At 66.3% G+C, this 18,477-nt stretch carries 17 protein-coding genes; 10 read left to right on the top strand and 7 right to left on the bottom strand.

Annotated features, from left to right (window positions below; all coding sequences use genetic code 11):
- The coding region (locus Q319_RS28290) for a hypothetical protein (RefSeq protein WP_211252369.1) at nucleotides 1-247 on the top strand (247 nt) is incomplete at its 5' end.
- 30 nt (nucleotides 248-277) lie between these two features.
- On the opposite strand, the gene Q319_RS24565 is transcribed toward Q319_RS28290, so the two are convergent.
- Nucleotides 278-1,903, bottom strand: a complete 1,626-nt coding sequence (locus Q319_RS24565; RefSeq protein WP_162178655.1) for a S1C family serine protease — start codon at nucleotides 1,901-1,903, stop codon at nucleotides 278-280.
- A 187-nt stretch (nucleotides 1,904-2,090) separates the two neighbouring features.
- Nucleotides 2,091-3,530, bottom strand: a complete 1,440-nt coding sequence (locus Q319_RS0113610) for an amidase family protein (RefSeq protein WP_029483036.1) — start codon at nucleotides 3,528-3,530, stop codon at nucleotides 2,091-2,093.
- A gap of 225 nt (nucleotides 3,531-3,755) precedes the next feature.
- Between Q319_RS0113610 and Q319_RS0113605 the strand changes: the two genes are divergently transcribed.
- From Q319_RS0113605 to Q319_RS0113595, 3 genes are read left to right on the top strand one after another with little or no spacing between them, the layout of a single operon-like run.
- A complete protein-coding gene (locus Q319_RS0113605) occupies nucleotides 3,756-4,613 on the top strand; it encodes a prephenate dehydratase (RefSeq protein WP_051655385.1) in 858 nt (285 codons plus the stop codon).
- 13 nt (nucleotides 4,614-4,626) lie between these two features.
- Nucleotides 4,627-5,499, top strand: coding sequence for an SDR family NAD(P)-dependent oxidoreductase (locus Q319_RS0113600; RefSeq protein ID WP_029483034.1), 873 nt, complete (start codon nucleotides 4,627-4,629; stop codon nucleotides 5,497-5,499).
- The gene (locus Q319_RS0113595) at nucleotides 5,496-6,989 is read left to right on the top strand and encodes an AMP-binding protein (RefSeq protein ID WP_029483033.1); all 1,494 of its coding nucleotides are present in this window, start codon (nucleotides 5,496-5,498) and stop codon (nucleotides 6,987-6,989) included. Before Q319_RS0113600 ends, Q319_RS0113595 begins: the two co-directional genes overlap by 4 nt.
- A gap of 20 nt (nucleotides 6,990-7,009) precedes the next feature.
- On the opposite strand, the gene Q319_RS0113590 is transcribed toward Q319_RS0113595, so the two are convergent.
- The 3 genes from Q319_RS0113590 to Q319_RS0113575 all read right to left on the bottom strand — a co-directional run bounded on the left by Q319_RS0113590 (nucleotide 7,010) and on the right by Q319_RS0113575 (nucleotide 11,949).
- Nucleotides 7,010-8,689 carry a GMC family oxidoreductase gene (locus tag Q319_RS0113590; protein WP_051655384.1) on the bottom strand — a complete coding sequence of 560 codons (1,680 nt, stop codon included), beginning with the start codon at nucleotides 8,687-8,689 and terminating at the stop codon, nucleotides 7,010-7,012.
- Between the two features lie 269 nt (nucleotides 8,690-8,958).
- Nucleotides 8,959-10,230 (bottom strand): hypothetical protein, encoded by a 1,272-nt coding sequence (locus Q319_RS0113585; protein WP_051655383.1) that lies wholly within the window; start codon nucleotides 10,228-10,230, stop codon nucleotides 8,959-8,961.
- Between the two features lie 432 nt (nucleotides 10,231-10,662).
- Entirely contained in the window at nucleotides 10,663-11,949 is a 1,287-nt protein-coding gene (locus Q319_RS0113575) for a 3-isopropylmalate dehydratase large subunit (protein WP_029483029.1), read from the bottom strand.
- A gap of 490 nt (nucleotides 11,950-12,439) precedes the next feature.
- Here Q319_RS0113575 and Q319_RS0113570 point away from each other — a divergent pair, with 490 nt between their 5' ends.
- Nucleotides 12,440-13,246: an AAC(3) family N-acetyltransferase gene (locus Q319_RS0113570; RefSeq protein ID WP_029483028.1), complete on the top strand. Its 807-nt coding sequence runs from the start codon at nucleotides 12,440-12,442 to the stop codon at nucleotides 13,244-13,246.
- A 12-nt stretch (nucleotides 13,247-13,258) separates the two neighbouring features.
- On the opposite strand, the gene Q319_RS0113565 is transcribed toward Q319_RS0113570, so the two are convergent.
- Nucleotides 13,259-13,600: a DUF4180 domain-containing protein gene (locus tag Q319_RS0113565; RefSeq protein ID WP_029483027.1), complete on the bottom strand. Its 342-nt coding sequence runs from the start codon at nucleotides 13,598-13,600 to the stop codon at nucleotides 13,259-13,261.
- A 241-nt stretch (nucleotides 13,601-13,841) separates the two neighbouring features.
- On the opposite strand from Q319_RS0113565, the gene Q319_RS0113560 reads away from it, so the two are divergent.
- The 4 genes from Q319_RS0113560 (at nucleotide 13,842) to Q319_RS0113545 (ending at nucleotide 16,686) form a co-directional block, all read left to right on the top strand.
- The gene (locus tag Q319_RS0113560; protein WP_029483026.1) at nucleotides 13,842-14,372 is read left to right on the top strand and encodes a DinB family protein; all 531 of its coding nucleotides are present in this window, start codon (nucleotides 13,842-13,844) and stop codon (nucleotides 14,370-14,372) included.
- Nucleotides 14,369-14,851 (top strand): DinB family protein, encoded by a 483-nt coding sequence (locus Q319_RS0113555; protein ID WP_051655382.1) that lies wholly within the window; start codon nucleotides 14,369-14,371, stop codon nucleotides 14,849-14,851. Before Q319_RS0113560 ends, Q319_RS0113555 begins: the two co-directional genes overlap by 4 nt.
- The gene (locus Q319_RS0113550; RefSeq protein ID WP_029483024.1) at nucleotides 14,845-15,327 is read left to right on the top strand and encodes a dCTP deaminase domain-containing protein; all 483 of its coding nucleotides are present in this window, start codon (nucleotides 14,845-14,847) and stop codon (nucleotides 15,325-15,327) included. Before Q319_RS0113555 ends, Q319_RS0113550 begins: the two co-directional genes overlap by 7 nt.
- Nucleotides 15,328-15,393: 66 nt before the next feature.
- Nucleotides 15,394-16,686: an aminotransferase family protein gene (locus Q319_RS0113545; RefSeq protein ID WP_029483023.1), complete on the top strand. Its 1,293-nt coding sequence runs from the start codon at nucleotides 15,394-15,396 to the stop codon at nucleotides 16,684-16,686.
- Nucleotides 16,687-16,844: 158 nt separating this feature from the next.
- Here the strand turns inward: Q319_RS0113545 and Q319_RS0113540 are convergent, their stop codons facing one another.
- Nucleotides 16,845-17,594, bottom strand: coding sequence for a WecB/TagA/CpsF family glycosyltransferase (locus tag Q319_RS0113540; RefSeq protein WP_029483022.1), 750 nt, complete (start codon nucleotides 17,592-17,594; stop codon nucleotides 16,845-16,847).
- Nucleotides 17,595-17,776: 182 nt separating this feature from the next.
- Here Q319_RS0113540 and Q319_RS0113535 point away from each other — a divergent pair, with 182 nt between their 5' ends.
- Nucleotides 17,777-18,451: a Crp/Fnr family transcriptional regulator gene (locus Q319_RS0113535; protein WP_029483021.1), complete on the top strand. Its 675-nt coding sequence runs from the start codon at nucleotides 17,777-17,779 to the stop codon at nucleotides 18,449-18,451.
- Nucleotides 18,452-18,477: the final 26 nt, after the last annotated feature.

The raw sequence follows: 18,477 nt of genomic DNA, 5'->3' as shown, positions 1-18,477 counted from the left end.
GATCATCCCTGGACGATGGAAGAACTCCTCTTATTTCGGTTGCCGCCTCCTCAAGCCGCTTGACCACGACTCCACGCCGTTCTGTGGTCCTACCGGAATTCCAGAAATGCTCCTTATCCTCACCCTCCTGACTGGAGGCATTGCCGGAGCGGTCTGGCTGGTCAGGCGAGTGACTGGGGGCGCAGAGGGGACGCGAATCCGCGAGCTTGAGGCGCGCGTTCGGGAGCTGGAACAACGCCAGCGCTGACCGCCCATCCCCCAGCTTAAAAGTTTGCCTCTATTTCAGGGTGGCGACGCAAGTGCCCGCCTCGGTGCCCTGTTTGTCGTCCTGGGAAGCGTACAGGTACGCCTTGCCACGCAGGCTGCGGCCCGACAGACCGCTCTTGGTGAACTCGCAGCCGATGTACGTCTTGCCGTCGGCGGTCATGTCGAGGATCACGCCCTCGCCGCTGCTGTCGTTGAGGTAATAGTAGTAGGCGGTCCACTTCTGCCCGCTGGAGGTCTGCGCTGTGCCCCTGGGGCTGCCTTTTTCCGAAAGGGCGGTCAGTGGCAGGGTCCACACGCCGCGCCCCTGCACGTCCAGGGTCCAGGTCTGCCCGACGGCAGGCTTGACGGGCCATTTCAGCGCCCCTGCTGTGCTGGCCGCGCCGCCAGAGGGAGCGGGAGCCGCATTTCCAGACGCAGCCGGGGCCGCCCCGGTCCTGACCAGCGCCTGACAGTCGCCGATGCGCTCGGGCTGGCCCTTGATGTCCTTGAAATAGAACGCACGTCCTACCCATGGACTGGTCCGCAGGCCGCTGACCTCGAAGGCGCAACTGGTCATGGCCTTGCCGTCGCGGGTCAGGTCGATCCACACCAGGTCCGCTTTCTCGTCATAGGCGACGTAGCCGGTCTGGGTCTGGTTGCCCTGGGTGGCTGTTCCCCGTGGGTCGCCGTTGCTGGCGCGGTCTTTGAGGGTCAGCGCCCAGCTCTCTGTCTTGGGCGTGCCGCTGCTCCGCTGAATGCTGACCTGATAGCTCTGCCCCGGCGCGATGGCGGGCGGCCACTTGGGCTGAGGCGTCGCGCTGGCGCTGCCTGAGCCGGATGGAGCGGCGCTGGCAGGCGCGGAGGCCGCCGCGCCGCCTGAGCCTGTGCCGCCTGTGCCGCCTGCGCCGCGCACCACGAAGCGCGGCACGTTGGGCGTGATCAGGCCCCAGGCCACCGCCAGCGGACGGGCGTATGGCGTGACCGTGCTGGTGTCCTTGTTGACCCTGACCGCGCTGTTGACGCCGATCAGCAGGCCCTTTTCATCAAAGACGCCGCCACCGGAGTTGCCGGGGCCGGTCTGGGCGTCGTGCTTGATCCACTGCCGCCCGCTGCCCTGGGTGTTCTCGCCGGTAAAGCCGCTGACTGCGCCGCTGGTGTAGGTCAGGGTGTTGCCGCCCGTGCCAGGAAACCCGAAGACGAACAGGGGGTCCCCCACGGTCAGGCTGTTGGAATCCCCCAGTTCCACGAAGGGCAGATTCAGCGCCCCCACCGGCTTCTGATCGTAGGTTTCCAGAATGCGGACCACCGCCAGATCCAGGTTGGCATCGGCGGCCACCACCCGGCCCCAGTAGGTGGGTTCGGGTTCGCGGTCCACGAACTTGACCGTGCGGATCAGAATCCAGTCGGAGACCTTGCGGCTCTCGATATCGCCCACCACATGAAAATTGGTCAGGACGTACCCTGCCGGGCTGATCACCGAGCCGCTGCCCAGCGAACCGCTGATCTTGCCGTCTGCCCCGGTGGGCATCAGCATCACGGTGGACTGGACGATCCTGTCCCGCGTAGCTTTGGGCAGCACCTGGGCCGCAGCGGAGCCGGACACGGCGGACACGCACACGGTCAGCGCGGCAAGGGCGGCGGCCACACGAATTTTCATATGCGGCTCACTATAAAGGCCGCGTTTGGCCGCCGTTTGTCTGGAGAACGTCATTTCTCGGTTTCATGCAGGGCAGGCCCGCGTGCCTGAACACGCCAGAAGCCCAGTTGGGAAAGCCCAGTTCAGAACGTCCAGTCCAAGACGTCCAGTCCAAGTAGCCCATTTCAGGCAGTCCAGCCCAGAAAGCCTAATCCAGCGCGGGAAAACGCACGCCGCTCACCCTGCCGTCCGAGTCTGCGGCAAGATGCGCGGCCAGCGACAGCAGCGGGGCGTCCGCGCCCGCCGGGGCCACCAGCAGCACGCCGCCGGGCCGGGTGCCTGCGGGCGCGTCCGGCGCGTGAACGGGCAGGGTCACGCTGGGATAACCAGCTTTCGCCGCCAGCGCGCAGCCGTGGATGCCCGGAAAGACCACGGCGTCCAGCCCGCCCGCGAACAGCAGATCGAAGCCTTCCTCGCGGGTCAGGCGCAGGTCACGGGCGCGGGCCAGACGGTAACCCGACTCGCTGGCGTCTCCGCGTGTGCCCTGAGCCGCGTGCAGAAAGGTCTGGCCGTACTTCAGGCAGCGCTCGGCCTGGGCGTGGTTGCCCTCGATCACGTCTGCCACGTTGTGTGGGCCGTCCGTGACTCCGGCCAGATAGGCATTCAGGTCCCCCTTGAACTCGTATTCCAGCACTTCCAGCATCACGCCGTTACCCTTCAGCTCGGCGCGGCTGGGAAAGGTCACGTCGCGCACCGTGGCCCCGGCCTTTTCCAGCGCGGCACGGGCCAGCTTCAGGCTGGCGGCGTCGGCCTCAGAGGCGTCCGTCTCGTCGCTGACGATGCCGATTGTCGCGCCACTCAGGGCATTGGGGGTCAGGGTCAGTTCGGGAACAGGCACGCGGCGGCTGGCCTCGTCGCGCTCGTCTGGCCCGGCCATCACGGAGAGCAGCAGCAGGGTGTCGCGGGCGCTGCGGGTGATCGGCCCCGCCGTGTCCTGGCTGTGGCTGATCGGCACGATTCCCGTGCGCGGAATCAGGCCCAGCGTGGGCTTCAGTCCCAGCACGCCGCTTTCGTGCGCCGGGCTGACCACGCTACCGCTGGTCTCGGTACCAATCGCCGCCACGCACAGCCTCGCGGCCACCGCCACCCCGCTGCCCGACGAACTGCCTCCGGTATCGAATTCTGCCTCCCAGGGATTGACGGTCTGCCCGCCCTGCGAGGAATAGCCGTTGGGCATCCCCAGCGTCATGAAGTTGGCCCACTCGGTCATGTTGGCCTTGCCCAGAATCACCGCGCCCGCCGTGCGCAGCCGGGCCACCAGCGGCGCGTCCACCGTGGGCACATGCGCGGCCATCAGGGCGCTGCCCGCCGTCGTGGGCAGGCCCGCCACGTCGATGTTGTCCTTGATCAGTATGGGACAGCCGTGCAGGGGGCCGCGTTTCTCCGGTTCCAGGGCGTCCAGCGCGTCGGCAGTGGCGCGGGCGTAGGGATAAACGGTGATCACGGCACGCAGCCGGGGGTTCAGGGCTTCCAGACGGTCCAGATAGGTGCGCGTCACCTCGCCGCAGGTCAGGTCACCGCGCCGGGTGGCGTCGGCCAGATCGGTGGCGTCCAGATCGAGGATGGGATCGGGCAGGGGCAGGGTCATGCGTGACACTTTAGCGGCAGGGCTGGAGGCGGGGCTGTGGGGGGTGATGCGGTGGGGGGACCACCCAGACAAGCTCCCGCGCCTCTCCGCCTCTGGACACCGCCGACTTTGCGGCAATTCCAGCGCCGTGCGCTAGCCTCACGGTCATGAGTGAGCGCCGTGAGTAGAGCCGTGCCCCCGTCCGGGTCTGAATCTGTTGCATCCGAGTCTGGCGGCTCTGGACCAATCATCCCTGGGTCCATCACTGTCGCCTTTCAGGGCAATCCCGGCGCATACGGCGAGATCGCCGCGCTGAACGCTGTCCCGGAGGCTGGAGCGGAGAGACAGACACGCGGCTACCCCATCTTTCACGGCGTGGCGCAGGCGGTGGAGAGCGGCGAGGCGCAGTACGGCGTGCTGCCGGTGGAAAACAGCCTGATGGGCGCGATTCATCAGGCCATCGACCTGCTCAGCGACACCGAGCTGTACGTGATCGGCGAGGTGGTGGTGCGCGTCAGCCACTGCCTGATGGCGCTGCCGGGGGTAGAACTGGCGGACCTGAAGAGCGTGGCCAGCCAGCAGCCCGCGCTGGACCAGTGTACCGGCCTGATTCGCAAGTACAACCTGCAACCCGTGGCCGCCCACGACACCGCCGGAAGCGCGCGCGAACTGGCCGAACGCGGGGCGGCGGGCGGCGGGCAGGGCGAGGCCGCCATCGCCTCCCGCCGCGCCGCCGAACTGTACGGCCTGAATATCCTGGCCCACGAGATCGAGGACGAGCCGTTCAACTACACCCGCTTCATGGTGCTGTCCAAACACGAACCCGCGCCCAGCGACGTGCCGCACAAGACCAGTCTGGTGTTCGCCGTGCGCCACACCCCCGGTTTTCTGGTAGAGACCCTGAACGAGCTGAGCGGCCTGAACCTGAGCCGCATCGAGAGCCGCCCGCGCCGGGACCGTGCCTGGAGCTACCTGATGTACGTGGACATTGAGGGCGACGCCCGTGACCCCAAGGTGGCTCAGGGACTGGCGGGGGTGCTGCGCAAGGCCAGTTACGCCAAGATCATCGGCAGCTACCCACGGGCAATGGAAACGGTGGGCTAGAGGCTGACCTGAAATGGCCTCACCTCTGACCCTCCTTCGCCAGCTTTTTCTGTCACCGCCTGCCTGCCGCGATTTACGGCAGTTGGAGGCAGCGGTACGCAGCAAAACGGTGCTGATCACGGGCGCGTCCTACGGCATCGGGGAGGCGACAGCGCGGCTGCTGGCCTCGTGCGGCGCGGAGGTGCTGCTCCTGGCACGCAGCGGGGAGCGGTTGGAAGAGGTGGCGGCTCAGATTCGAGCGGCGGGTGGGAAGGCCAGTGTCTATCAATTGGATTTGACCGATGCGCAGGCAGTCAAGGCCGTGGCCGCGCAGATCGAGTCAACCCATCCCCGCATCGACGTCATCATCAGCAACGCGGGGCATTCCATTCGCCGCCAAGTCCTGCACAGCGCCGAGAAGGATGATCTGGGCCGCCTGCTGGCCGTCAATTTCACTGGGCCTGCCGCGCTGCTGCTGGCGCTGTTGCCGCGCATGGTGGCGCGGGGCGGTGGAGTGATCGTCAGCGTCTCCAGCGCCTCGGCCCTGCCGCCGGGCATTCCGCGCTGGGCGGCGTACCAGGGCAGCAAGGCGGGCTTTGACCTGTGGCTGGGCAGTCTGGGCAATGAGCTGCGCGGACGTGGCGTGCGCGTTGCCAGCGTGTATCTCCCTCTGGTTCGTACCCGCATGATCGCGCCTACCCGCGCCTATCGCCTCGCCCCGGCCCTGACCCCACTGGAAGCCGCGCAGTCGGTGGTTTATCCACTCGTCAAGCCCGTGCGGCGGGTGGCTCCGTGGTGGCTGGGGGGACAACAGGTGGCAGCACTGCTATTTCCAAATGTGCTGGACGGGGCGCTCGGCAGGCTGGAAGAGATGGAGCGGCAGCTCACGCGAGGGCGAAGAAAATGAGCCTACTGTCAGCCACCCGGCGCATGGGTGTCCTCGGCCCCCAGCCCGTTCAGAACACACTGGGACTGGTCTGGACGGTTCTCCGGCATGGGCCGACGCTGTACGCGCTGGCCGCTTGGAACGCGCACCGGATGCCGAATGCTGTGGCGCTGGTGGACGGGGATGGACCGCTGACCTACGCGCAGTTGCTGAAGCGGGCAGACGGAATGGCCGCCGCCCTTTCCCGCCGGGTCAAACCGGGCGAAGCGGTGGGCCTCCTATGTGGCAACAGCGCAGATTTCGTGGCGGCGCTACTGGCCTGCGTTCGCATCGGCGCGCGAACCGTTCTGCTCAATACTTCCTTTTCTGCTACCGAAATTGGGCGTGTGGGGCGTGAACAGCGCCTGCGCCTGCTGATCTGCGACGGCGACTGGCCGGAGCGGCTGCGCGGGGAACTGGATGCGGGGCCGACGATCCTGCCACTCAATGAGTTAAAAACCACGAACGCGAAATCTCCCCCATTGCGCCTGCCCCGCATCGGCCTGCTGGTCCTGCTGACTTCCGGCAGCACGGGAACGCCAAAAGCCGTGCGCTCGCGCGTAGGTCTGCGGGCCGGTCTAGCGGTGGCGGGCGCATTGCTGGATGCCCTACCACTGCGGGCGGGTGCGCCGACGCTGCTGCCCCTGCCGCTGTTCCACGGGCACGGGCTGGCGGCGCTGGGCATGGGTCTGGCGCTGGGCGCACCCCTGCACCTGTGCCGCCCCAACGCGCAGGAGATGTGGCGCACCTTGCGGGAGGAGGGCATCGAGATTCTGGTCCTTGTTCCCACCCTCCTCCACCGGCTCCTGGACGCGCCGGATAAGCGGGCTGCGCCTGCACTTCGGGCGATCATCTGCGGCTCGGCCCCGCTGGGCGCATCGCTGGCGACGGCGGCGCTGGACCACTTCGGGGACGTGCTGTTCAACCTCTACGGCTCCACCGAAACGGGCCTGATCTCGCTGGCGCGGCCCGCAGATCTGCGGGCCGCGCCGGGGGGCGTGGGCCGGGCGCTGCCAGGGGTCAACCTTGAGCTGGATGGAAACATGGGGCGCGTGATCGTGGACGGACACGACACGGGCGATCTGGCTTCCCGTGACGCGGCGGGCCGCCTGACCCTGCATGGCCGCGCCGACGAACTGCTGATCTGCGGCGGCGAGAACGTGTTTCCGGCCAGCCTGGAAGAACGAATTGCTGCGCTGGAAGCGGTGGCCGAATGCGCCGTGGTGGGCATCCCCTGCGCCGAGTTCGGGACAGGCATCCACGCCTTTGTCGTGCTGAAACCCGGTTGCGAGATCACGCCCACACAGCTTCAGGACGAGTTGCGCACACTCCTGCCGCGCATGTTCCGCCCGCAGAAGATCACGCTTGTGGACGCGCTGCCCCGCACGCAAACGGGAAAGCTACTGCGCTCGCGTCTGCCCGCAAAATCAGACATGGAAGAGGGCGTTACAGACGTGCGTTCTCCGCCGTAACGCCCTATTCAGTCTTTAGCTCAGTCGGCAGGAACAGCCATCGCTTCCGCCACCCGCGCAGGCAGCGCTTTCCGGCCCAGGATCAGATCGGCAGCCTTTTCCGCGATCATGATGGTAGGCGCATTGGTGTTGCCACGCGTAATCACGGGCATCACGCTGGCGTCGGCGATCCACAGATTTTCCAGACCACGGACACGCAATTCGTCGTCCACCACGGCCAGATCGTCGTTGCCCATCTTGCAGGTGCCGACGGGATGGTAGATGGTCATGGCCTGCTCGCGGATGTAATTTTCCAGATCGGCGCGTTCGGTCACGGCCTCGCCGGGCATCACTTCACTCAGGCGGTAGCTGGACAGGGCTTCTGTGTCGCCCACTTTGCGGGCCAGTTCCACCCCAGCAATCAGCACGTCCATGTCGTGCGGGTCCGAGAGGTACTCCGGTTCGATCAGCGGGCGGGCCTGCGGATCGGCGCTGACAATCCGAATCTGGCCCCGGCTGCGGGGAGCCACCAGCGAGGGCAGCAGCGTGTAATGGTATCCGTCCAGCTCGGCAAAACCGTGATCCACGAACAGCGCCGCGCCGTTGTGGAATTGCAGGTCCGGGGCAGGCAGCGACGGATCGGTCTTCATAAAGCCGCCCGTCTCACCAACGTTGCTGCACAGCATTCCGCGTTGCTCGGACATGTACAGGGTCATCTGGGCCTCGCTCGTGGCGTCCTTCAATCCGGCTGTCTCGGTGTCGTAGACCACGGGCACGAACAGATGGTCTTGCAGGTTCTGGCCCACCCCTGGCAGATCGTGCAGCACTTCCACGCCCACCGCTTCCAGTTGCGCCCGCTCGCCCACGCCCGACAGCATCAGCAGATGCGGGCTGGTGATCGCACCCGCCGCCAGAATGACGCCCTTACCGGCCATGACCTGCCGGGTTTCTGTGCCGTCCAGATATTCCACGCCCACGGCCTTCTTGCCCTCAAAGAGAATTCGGGTGACATGCGCGCCTGTGCGGGCTTCCAGCTTGCCGGGGCCGCTGCCTGCCAGGGCTGGCCGCAGGTACGCCACCGCCGCCGAGTGCCGCGCGCCGCCCTTCTGGGTCACATGGAAACGGCCCACGCCTTCCATGTTCTCGCCGTTGAAATCATCGTTGGCAGGGTGGCCCAGTTCCTTGAACCCCTCGGTGATGGCGTCGCAGATTTCATGGGTGTAGCGGCGGTTCTCGACGTGCAGCGGGCCGCCCGCGTTGTGGAATTCACTGGCCCCATCCTCGAAATCCTCGGCCTTCAGGAAGTACGGCAGCACGTCGTCGTAGCCCCAACCGTGATTGCCCGCCGCCGCCCAGCCGTCGTAATCGGCGCGGTGGCCGCGAATGTAGATCATGGCGTTGATGCTGCTGCTGCCGCCCAGCATCTTGCCGCGCGGCCAGTACAGCTTGCGCCCGTTCAGGTGTTCCTGCGCCTCGGTCTCGTAATTCCAGTCCAGTGGAGACTTAAACAGCTTGGGAAAGGCGGCGGGGATGTGGATTTCGGGCGTTTCGTCGGGCACCCCGGCTTCCAGCAGCAGCACCTGCGCCCCACTTTCCTGCAAACGGGCGGAAACGGCACAGCCGCCCGAACCCGCCCCAATCACCACGTAGTCGTAACTCTGCTGGGCGGAACTCGCCTGACCGTCTGGACTGTGATTGCTTGGACTGTGATTGCTCTGCATCTCTGAAGCCTCCGCGCGACTGGGTGAGGACGGCAGGCCAGAGGGGGCCGACAGCTTCGGCACACGACAGGTCAGGGCCACCGGGATTAAGTTCGCGTTCGGGCAAAGTATAGAACCGGGCCGGGCCGGACATTGGAGGGCACCCTCCAGAACCCGGGCCAGCCGACGCTGGAAGCGCGCTCAGCAGCCCAGATACAGGCTGCGTCAGATTAGATTTCCAGGTGTTGCCAGCACCCTTCAATCGGAGTCCAGCTCAATTCGAGTTCGGCTCAGTTCAGCCGCTCGGGATCATCCTCCGGTGAGGGCGGCGCGGCAAAGGCGCTCAGTTCCGGCGGCATGTCGTCGAACAGGTCACGCCACTGCGTCCCGTCAAAGGTCACCTCCGATTCCATGAAGGTCTGAGACAGCGGATCGGGGTCCTGCAAGGCGTCCTCGGGAAGGTCCAGGCGCACGGCGGTGGGAACGGGCAGACTCTGGCCCTCGGGCACGTTCAGCTCGTCGCCGTAGATCTCGGTCAGCATCTGGGCGGTCCACTCGGCCCACTCGTCAGCGGTTCCGGCCCCGGTGGCGTCACGCAGTTCGCCCTCGATACGCTCCCGGTGTTCTGCGGGCACGTCGTCCTCAAATTCCACGCGCCCGTCGGCGTACACGGTCACGCCCACCGTCGCCATGTCGAAGATGTTGGCGAGTTCGGGGGGCAGGTGGCTGCCGTCCACCTCCGCGTCGGGGTCCGCGTAACTGGTCCAGGCTTCGCCGTCCAGGCTGTAGGTATCGGACTCCATGACCGGGATGAATTCCACACCCGAGCGGATGGCGAACACGCCGCTCAACGGATTTTGCAGCGGGGCGGGCAGGCGCAACTCGAAAGTGCTGCGGCGGACCAGCGGCACCGGGGCGGCGTCGTCCTCCATGCGGTCCCGGTGAATCTCGGTCCACAGTTCCTCGGTCTCGCCGTGCCACTCACGCGCCACTTCCTCCAGCGCCTCCAGCAGTTCCTCGGGCGGATCGGGTTCGATGTCGATGCGCCCGGCCTGCCAGTGTTCGGCGGCAAACTGCCCGATCAACTCGCCCTGAAGGTTGAAAGCCGCGTTGTTCTGCAAAGCCGACATGACCTGCTGCGGACTGCGCGGCGCGGCCAGGGTCTCCCAGCGCGCGCCGTCAAAGGAATGCCGCTGCTCACGCAGACGGATCGCACCGCCCTCAACTGGAATGGAGACCTGTTCGCTGTTGCTGCCCTGCGGCCCCAGCGCCAGCTCGCCCGTGATGCGGCGCAGGTCCGGCACGGCGATGGCCTCCACATCTTCCACCGTGGACAGCGTGCCGCCCTGGGTGCTGGAAAGCAGCAGCGACGTGCGGTACTCGCTGGCCCAGGCCGGGCCACTGGATTGCGTGGCCTTCAGCGCGTCCACGATGGTCTGAGTCAATCCAGCGTCATCCGGCCCCCGCACCAGCGAGACCTCGCCTGACGCGTCCAGTTGCGCCTCGAAGGGATGGACGGTGGGCATCAGGCCCAGTTGTTTGCGTCGTTTGGCTTCACCCATAAGGCGTGCAGTATTTCAGAGAATGAATGGGTTCTCTGCGGTGACCGCACATCGTCAGGGAATTCGGAAGATACCGAGAAAGAGCAGACCGCCCATCCCAAAGCACGCCGGGACCACCAGAGGAATCAGAGCCGTTGCCAGACCTACCCTCAAGGACAGAGAGGGGAAGCGCGAAATGCCCCAGAGTACGGGCAATCCCAGAGAGGACAGAAAGGTGGTGCGCGTCAGATCAGCGGAGTAATCAGAGGAGTCAGAGGTGAAAAGCTGGAAGACTCCCATCAGCACGGCCAGCACGGTTGCCAGTGCGGGCAGGACGGCCCAGCGGCGATCCCCCACTGCCAGCCAGCCCAGCAGCCAGCCCGCCACAAGAAAAGACGCAAACCAGCGAGAATCTTGCAACAGATATAGGCCGGGCACAGCCTTTAGCCTTCCTCAGTCTGCCGCTTCGATGCTGTCGTTGTACTCGCGCGGATCAGAGATAAAGCCGCTGACTGCGCTGGCCGCCACTGTCGCGGGCGAGGCCAGATAAATAGCCGCCGTGGGATCACCCATGCGTCCGACAAAGTTGCGGTTGGTGCTGGAGATACACACGTCGTCCGGCCCCAGCACGCCGCTGTGCATGCCCAGGCATGCGCCGCAACTTGGGTAGCTTACGCTGGCCCCGGCGTCCACGAAGATTTCGAGCAGGCCCTCGCTGGCTGCCTGCTTCCAGATTAGTTGGGTGGCGGGGACCACGATCATCTGCACGCCCTCGGCCACCTTGCGGCCTTTCAGGATGCGGGCCACGTCGCGCAGATCGCCGATGCGCCCGTTGGTGCAACTGCCCACGTAGGCGTGGGTGACGGCAATCTTGTCGCTGCCCGCCACGCGCCCGTTGCTGGGGATGTTCGGGTAAGCCACGGTGGGTTCCACGGCGGAGGCGTCCACATCGACAACCACGCGGTACTTGGCGTCCGCGTCCGAGGTGTATTCGGTGTAGTCGCCGGGGCTGATGCCGCGCTCTTGCAGGTAGGCGCGGGTGGTGTCGTCCACCGCCACGATGCCGGTCTTGCCGCCCGCCTCGATGGCCATGTTGGTCAGGGTGTAACGCCCTTCCATATCCAGGTTGTCGATGTACTCGCCCACCCATTCCATCACCAGATAATTCGCGCCGTCGGCCCCGATGCGCTTGATGACTTCCAGGACCACGTCTTTGGGCGTCACGCCCGGTTGCGTCTGGCCCGTGACCCTGATCAGCATGGTCTCGGGGACCTTGAACCACACGCGGCCCGCGTAAATGGCCCCGGCCAGATCGGTGCTGCCCACGCCCGTGGCAAAGCAGCCCAGCGCCCCGGCGTTGCATGTGTGGGAGTCGCCACTGACCAGCGTCTGCCCCGGCTTGATCAGACCGGTGTTCTCCAGCACCACATGGGCAATGCCGCCGCGCCCCACATCGTAGAAGTGCTTGATGCCCTTTTCCTTGACCCAGGACTTGAGCTTCTGGTACATCTGCGCGGCCTTGATGTTCATGGCCGGGACCGAGTGATCGGGAATGGCCACGATCTGATCGGGATTGAAGACCCGGTCCATGCCGCGCTCTTCCAGCATCCGCAGGGCAGCGGGCGTGGTGATCTCGTGGCACAGCACCCAGTCGGTCTTGCACTCGATCAGTTGGCCGGGCACCAGCACGTCATGGCCGCTGTGGGCCGCCAGAATCTTTTCCGCAATCGTCATTCCCATGTGTCGTTCCTCCCCATCACCAAAGCTCTTCCATCGTCAAATCTTCCAGGCGCGCTGCTGGCGCTTTTCCGCCGCCATGACCCGATGAACATGCCCGCGAGTCTAGCGCCTGACCAGATGAGTGCGGCCCGAGGCGGGATAGATGGCAGGGCTAACGCAAGGTCAGTGGGCGGGGCGGAATATGCGGCAAGCTGCAAGGCAAACCCCTCAGTCTGCTCCGCAGCCAGCTCCCCTCAAAAGGGAGCCAGGGGGCCTGAAAGATCGTCCAGTGCAGGAATCTCCTTGCCTCCCTTCTAAGGGGAGGTCCCCCGAAGGGGGGGAGGGGTCAAGCGGGCATGGCGATTCCAGAACCGGATTGGGGACTTTGCGGTAGCCCTGGGATAGATGGGCCACGCCGCCCCAGGTTGAACTTCATCCCCCACTGGCCCCGTCCGCGAAGGTGGGCCGTGACTCTAGCCGTAAACCGCGCCGGGCCGCTAAACTAAGGGCTGTGCTGAATCTGCTGCGGAAGCCCGCTGTCCATGCCGCCGAACTCGATGAGGGTCTGGCCGCGCTGGGACTGGACGGCACGCAGCACCTGATCGTCCACGCCAGCCTGAAGTCCTTCGGCACGCTGGACGGCGGTCCCCGGACATTGGTGGATACGCTCTGGCGGCGCACGGCCACGCTGGTGGCCCCGGCCTTTTCCTACAACACGCTGCTCAACCGGCCCGGCAGCGTGGCGCACGCCAAATTCCACCGCGACACACGTGTCAGCCGCGACATCGGGCGGGTGTCGCAGGAACTGGTGGAGCGGCGCGACGCCCTGCGCTCGTTTCACCCCACCCTCAGCTTCGTGGCGCTGGGCGACGAGGCGGCGCGGATCACGGCGGCCCAGTCGCTGAACAGCCCGTACCAGCCCATCGGGGCGCTGTATGACCTGAACGGCTACGCGCTGCTGATCGGCGTGGATTTCGGCAGCAACACCAGCGTCCATTACGGCGAGTATCTGGCCGGAATCCCGATGCTGACGCGTTACGTGCCGCTGGACGGTCAGGTGCTGCCCACCGCCTTTCCCAACTGTTCTGCGGATTTCGACAACCTGCTGCCTGAGATGGAATTCAAGTTTCGTTCGACGCGCGTCGGCCCGTCCACGTTGCGGCTGTACCGCGTGCGCGATCTGGTAGACAGCACCGTGCGCCTGCTCCAGCGTGACCCCGAGGCGCTGCTGTGCCAGTACAAGGGCTGCCGCTGCCAGGAAGTGCGCCAGACGGTGCGGCGTGATGGGCTGAAGCCCCGGCTGCATGTGGGGCTATAAGGCGTCACCGAATCAGGAATTGAGCCACGCCCGCGCTCCCTCCTCGTTGTGAACGAAACGGATCAGCGGGTGGGATGAATGTTCGTGGGCCAGTTCCGCGAAGCGCTCGCCGTGCGCCGCGAAGTCCGGCAGCACCAGCGCCACGCGCAGGCGGTAATTGGTGAACTTCTGAAACGCCTCGCCCGCCAGCCCGGTCTTCAGATCGAAGAACTCCGGCGAGAGGTCCGCTTCCGTCAGGATCAGGCCGTCCAGATCGTAGGCCGCGCCGATCAGGGCGTGGATGTCATCCAGGCCACGCAACGACAGGCTCAGTTCACGGACGGTCTGAATTCTGGGTGCTTCATCTGGGTTCATGCTGAATGCAGCGTATTACGGCCTCCGTTTGTTTCGTGAAGGGACCGGGATAGCGCCGGTCCCTTCACTCCACGCCCGGAACCCGTTTTTCTCCCTCTCGCTCTCGTCATGAACAGACGCCCATGAGGACGCTATTCCTCTGCTGGCGCAGCTCTGCGAGTCCCGCTCGGATTTTCAGGTGTCTTCAACACCTTCTGATCGGAATCTGTATAACAAAGCCAGCGTCTGCGAAACTGGGCGCATGACTTCTTCTGACCGCACCCCCGATGACCACCTTCCCGACAACCGCAGCGGACGCGCCCAACTGGCCCTCGCCCGCCTGCTGCCCAAACTGTTCCGGGGCGGGCAGGCGTTCGTGGGCGTGGAGGCCAGCCTGAGCGGCCTGGACGCCGGGACGGCGGCGCGTGTGCCGGACGGGCTGCCGCACAGCGTCCTGGGACTGCTGGCGCATGTGAACTGGTGGAACCGCTGGATGCTGGACACCATCGAGATGGGACAGGCGCAACCCTACCCCGCCCACGCCGCCGACACCTGGCCGCAGGTGGGGGCCGACGACTGGGGGCGCGTGAAGAACGAGTTCTACGAGTTGCTGGCCCGCGTGGACGCGCACGCCTCAAGGCCCGATCTGGCCAACCCGGTCAACCACGAGGAAACGATTGGCGAGCTTCTGGCCGACTTCGCGCTGCACACCGCCCACCATTTCGGGCAGATCGTGACCGTGCGGCAGGTGCTGGGCGCGTGGCCCCCCCCCGGAGGAGGCGATAGCTGGTGAACGAATCTCAGACCGCAGGGATCTTCGGCAGGGCGGTGGGCAACCTGTACCGGGGCGGCCCGGCCAACGTGTCCTGGGAACACGCGCTGGAAGGGCTGGAGGCCGGGGACGCCGCACGCACGCCCAACCACCTGCCCCACAGCGCCGCGCAACTGGTGGCGCATGTCCAGTTCTGGCAGGCGCATCTGCTGGACACGCTGGCCGGGAAGCAACCCGCCACGCCCGAACACGCGGCGGGAGGCTGGCCCATGCCGGGCGACTGGGAAACCCTGCGGGCCACCTTCCTGCGAGACGCCACGAAATTGCGTGCCCACGCCCGCGATCCCGAACTCTGCGCCGCCCTGAACCGCGAGGGCGTGCCCCACGCCGCCCTGCTCACCACTTACGCCGGACACAGCGTCTACCATCTGGGGCAGGTGGTGGCCGTCCGGCAGGCGCTGGGGCTGTGGCCGCCGCCGGGTGGGGGCGATACATGGTAGGGCGGGGGCAGCCCAGCAGGACGCGCGGCTTCGAGGTGGTGACCGGCGAACACCGCCAGCACCCAAATACCGAGATTCACCCGCCCAGCCGGGGTTCGCGTCACTCTGCCGGGTACGATCTGCACACGCCGACTGGCTTCACACTTCCGCCTGCGGCCACAGCCATTGTCGTCACCGATCTCAGAGCATACATGCAGCCAGACGAGGTTCTGTCGGTCTATCCGCGCTCGTCCGTGGGCCTGCGCGGCGTCATGCTCACGAACACGGTGGGCATCGTGGACGCCGACTATTACGCCAATGCCGCCAACGACGGCAACATCCGCCTCTCGCTTCATAACATCGGCCCGGAGACCTTCACGGCGCAGGCGGGAGACCGCATCGCGCAGGCCATATTCACGAAGTACCTGCTGGCCGATGGCGACGACTTTGCGACTGGCCCCGAACGGCTGGGCGGGCACGGCCACACTGGGCGCTGAGGCGGCTGACCCCATTCAACCCTGATCTCGTTCAACCCTGACCCCATTCAACTCTAGGATGGCCCCATGTCCAACGTCTTCTACCGCTCGCGCAAACCCTACCCCGTCGCCAGCCATGCGGAGGGCGTCTACATCTTCGACGACAGCGGAAAGCGCTACCTGGACGGCAGTTCCGGCGCGCTCGTCGCCAACATCGGGCATGGGCGGGCGGCGGTGGCGGACGCGATGGCGGCGCAGGCGCGGCGGCTGGCCTTTGTCCACGGTTCGCAGTTTTCCAGTGACGTGCTGGAGGAGTACGCCTCACGCCTCGCCGCCTTTCTGAAGCTGCCCGATTTCCGCTTCTGGGCCGTCTCCGGCGGTTCGGAGGCCACCGAGAGCGCCATTAAACTGGCCCGCCAGTACCACGCCGAGCGGGGCGAGACGGGGCGCTACCGCATCGTCACGCGCAGGCCCAGTTATCACGGCGCGTCGCTGGGGGCGCTGGCGGCGTCGGGCATGGGCGCGCGGCGCGAGCTGTACACGCCGCTGATGAACGAGGCCGCGTGGCCCAAACTCGCCAAGCCTGACCCCGCACTGTCCGGCGAACAGGATGCCGAACGCTTACGCACCCTGCTGGAAGAACTGGGACCCGACACGGTGGCCGCCTTCATGTGCGAGCCGGTGGTAGGCGCTTCGGACGCGGCGCTGGCCCCGAATACGGGCTATCACGCGCAAATTGCCGAAATCTGCCGCGAATACGGCGTGCTGTTTATTGCCGACGAGGTCATGTGCGGCATGGGCCGCTGCGGAGAGCCGCTGGCCGTTCGACTGGGCAGAGAGGTGACCCCTGACGTCGTGGTACTGGGCAAGGGGCTGGCCGCCGGATACGCCCCCCTGGCCGGATTGATGGCCAGCCCCGCCGTCCACGACACCGTGATGAACGGCTCCGGGGCCTTCAAACACGGTTTTACCTACGCGGGTCACCCGATCAGCGTGGCGGCGGGTTTAAGCGTGCTAGACATCGTCGAGAACGAACAGCTTGTGGAAGCGGCAAATGAGCGCGGCGCTCAGCTTCTCGGAGGTTTACAGGGGTTGCAGGCGAAGTATCCCCAGATTCTAGAGGCGCGCGGTCACGGCCTGCTGCTGGGACTGGTGCTGGGCGATCCCGCAACCGGACAGGCGTTCGAGACTCCGGGGCTGGGGGACCGGGTGGCGGCGGCGGCGCGGGCACGCGGCCTGATCACCTATCCCGGCTCCGGCGCGGTGGACGGCGTGCGCGGCGATCACCTGCTGCTGGGGCCACCGCTGAGCATCACGGCTGCGGAGGTGGACGAGATGCTGGCGGGTCTGGACGGGGCCTTGGCAGACACGCGGGGCTGAGGGCGGAAACGCTGGTCACACGCCCCCTCACCCTTCCGGCGCTCCGCGCCTCCCTCCCTCTCCCACAAGGGGCGAGGGGATTGAAACTTCCACGCCCTGCGTACCGGGCACCGCTTCCCATGTTTTCCCACACCCTACACCCTACAGCCACACCCCATTCACCTTTTCCGCCGCTTCTCTGCCCCCACCAGACGCACAAAATTGAGCAGCCGGGGCGCACGGTTCCACCGCTTGCGGTCCCCAGCCACGCGCCAGACCCATTCCACACCCAGTTTGCGGGTCCAGGCGGGGGCCAGCTCCGCCGTTCCAGCCAGCACGTCGATCACGCCGCCGCAGCCGATCATCACGGGCACGCCCAGCACGCCGCGCCACTCCTGGTTAAAGACCTCCTGCCGCCCCGCGCCCATCGCGGTCAGGAGCAGATTCGCGCCGCTTTCGCCCACCAGCCGGGCCACGCGCTCGTCGTCCTCCGGGCCAAAGTAGCCGTGGTGGATTCCAGCCACCGTGACGCCGTAATCGCGGGCTGCATTCTGGGCGGCGGCCTCGGCCACACCGGGTTTTGCGCCCAGGAAGAACACGCGCAACTCCGCGCCGTGCTGTTCCATCAGGCCCCTCACGATGTCGAAGCCGGGGGCGCGCGGCACCTCCTGACCGTGAAGCTGTTTGGCCGCATACACGATGCCCACGCCGTCCGCCGTAACCAGATCGGCGTCCTGAACGGCCTGGGCGAATTCAGGATGACTGCGCGACTGCACGATGATTTCCGGGTTCAGGGTCACGACGGTGTGCGGCGCGCGGGCCGGGTCCACCAGCCAGCCGCCCAGCAGCGTCAGCGTGCCTTGCAGATCAATCACGTCCAGTGGCAAGTCGAACAGCCGCAGGCGCGGGCGGGGGGCAGGAGAGGACATTCGAGGAGGATTCTAAACGTTCGCGCCCTACAGGGGCGTCTGTTTCTTGGTTTCGAGGGAGGGAGCAGAAGGGGTGCGCCGCAGAAAATACCCTGGGAAACCGCCCAGCAACGGCGTTTCTCCCCTGGCACTGCGCCCCCGCTTGCGTTCCCCGGCAGCAATTGGGGCATACTGAGCCGCATATGTTGCCCGGAGCATTTGGAACCCTGCCTGAGACGGCGCAGGCACAGGTCATGGCGGCGGGGCGGGTGGGGCGCTGGGCGCGGGCCGGGCTGCTGTTTCACCCGGAAGACGCCGCCGAGACGCTGTTTGTGATCCTGCGCGGCGCGGTGCGGCTGTACCGCCTGGGGTCCGGGGCGCGTGAGGTCACTCTGGACGTGCATGGCCCCGGTGCGCTACTGGGTGTCTCTGCCCTGACCCCCGGCGAGAGCTACAACGTCTACGGCGAGGCGATGGATGACGTGGAGGCCCTGATGCTGGGCCAGGACGCCCTGCACCGCCTGACGGGCGCGCAACCGGCGGTGGGCGTGGCCCTGACCGAGCAGATCACCCGCCAGACGCGCGGCGTGCAGGAACGCCTGTCCGGTCTGGTCTTTTTAGAGGTCTCGCAGCGGCTGGCGCTGGCGCTGCTGAATCTGGCCGAACGCGAGGGCGGCTGGCCGGAGGAAGGGCCGATTGCCCTGAAAGACCGCGTCTCGCACCAGGACCTGGCCTATGTGGTGGGCAGCACGCGTGAGACGATTACCAAGCTGCTGGGAGACTTCCGCACACGTGGGCTGCTGGACCTGGGCTACCGCCGTATTATCCTGACCGACAAGGGAGGCCTGCAAAGGGCCTCACGGGAATCGCTGCGCTAGGTAGGGCTTTGAGATGAACCAGAAAC

This window comes from Deinococcus marmoris DSM 12784 (genome assembly GCF_000701405.1).
Classification (GTDB): domain Bacteria; phylum Deinococcota; class Deinococci; order Deinococcales; family Deinococcaceae; genus Deinococcus; species Deinococcus marmoris.
This window is presented reverse-complemented; position numbering and strand designations above follow the sequence as displayed.

Bases quoted from the DNA above. Each gene is read 5' to 3' on its own strand.
- Q319_RS24565 (WP_162178655.1), bottom strand. From the start codon at position 1,903: ATGAAAATTCGTGTGGCCGCCGCCCTTGCCGCGCTGACCGTGTGCGTG.
- Q319_RS0113610 (WP_029483036.1), bottom strand. From the start codon at position 3,530: ATGACCCTGCCCCTGCCCGATCCCATCCTCGATCTGGACGCCACCGAT.
- Q319_RS0113600 (WP_029483034.1), top strand. From the start codon at position 4,627: ATGGCCTCACCTCTGACCCTCCTTCGCCAGCTTTTTCTGTCACCGCCT.
- Q319_RS0113595 (WP_029483033.1), top strand. From the start codon at position 5,496: ATGAGCCTACTGTCAGCCACCCGGCGCATGGGTGTCCTCGGCCCCCAG.
- Q319_RS0113590 (WP_051655384.1), bottom strand. From the start codon at position 8,689: ATGCAGAGCAATCACAGTCCAAGCAATCACAGTCCAGACGGTCAGGCG.
- Q319_RS0113585 (WP_051655383.1), bottom strand. From the start codon at position 10,230: ATGGGTGAAGCCAAACGACGCAAACAACTGGGCCTGATGCCCACCGTC.
- Q319_RS0113575 (WP_029483029.1), bottom strand. From the start codon at position 11,949: ATGGGAATGACGATTGCGGAAAAGATTCTGGCGGCCCACAGCGGCCAT.
- Q319_RS0113565 (WP_029483027.1), bottom strand. From the start codon at position 13,600: ATGAACCCAGATGAAGCACCCAGAATTCAGACCGTCCGTGAACTGAGC.
- Q319_RS0113560 (WP_029483026.1), top strand. From the start codon at position 13,842: ATGACTTCTTCTGACCGCACCCCCGATGACCACCTTCCCGACAACCGC.
- Q319_RS0113550 (WP_029483024.1), top strand. From the start codon at position 14,845: ATGGTAGGGCGGGGGCAGCCCAGCAGGACGCGCGGCTTCGAGGTGGTG.
- Q319_RS0113545 (WP_029483023.1), top strand. From the start codon at position 15,394: ATGTCCAACGTCTTCTACCGCTCGCGCAAACCCTACCCCGTCGCCAGC.
- Q319_RS0113540 (WP_029483022.1), bottom strand. From the start codon at position 17,594: ATGTCCTCTCCTGCCCCCCGCCCGCGCCTGCGGCTGTTCGACTTGCCA.
- Q319_RS0113535 (WP_029483021.1), top strand. From the start codon at position 17,777: ATGTTGCCCGGAGCATTTGGAACCCTGCCTGAGACGGCGCAGGCACAG.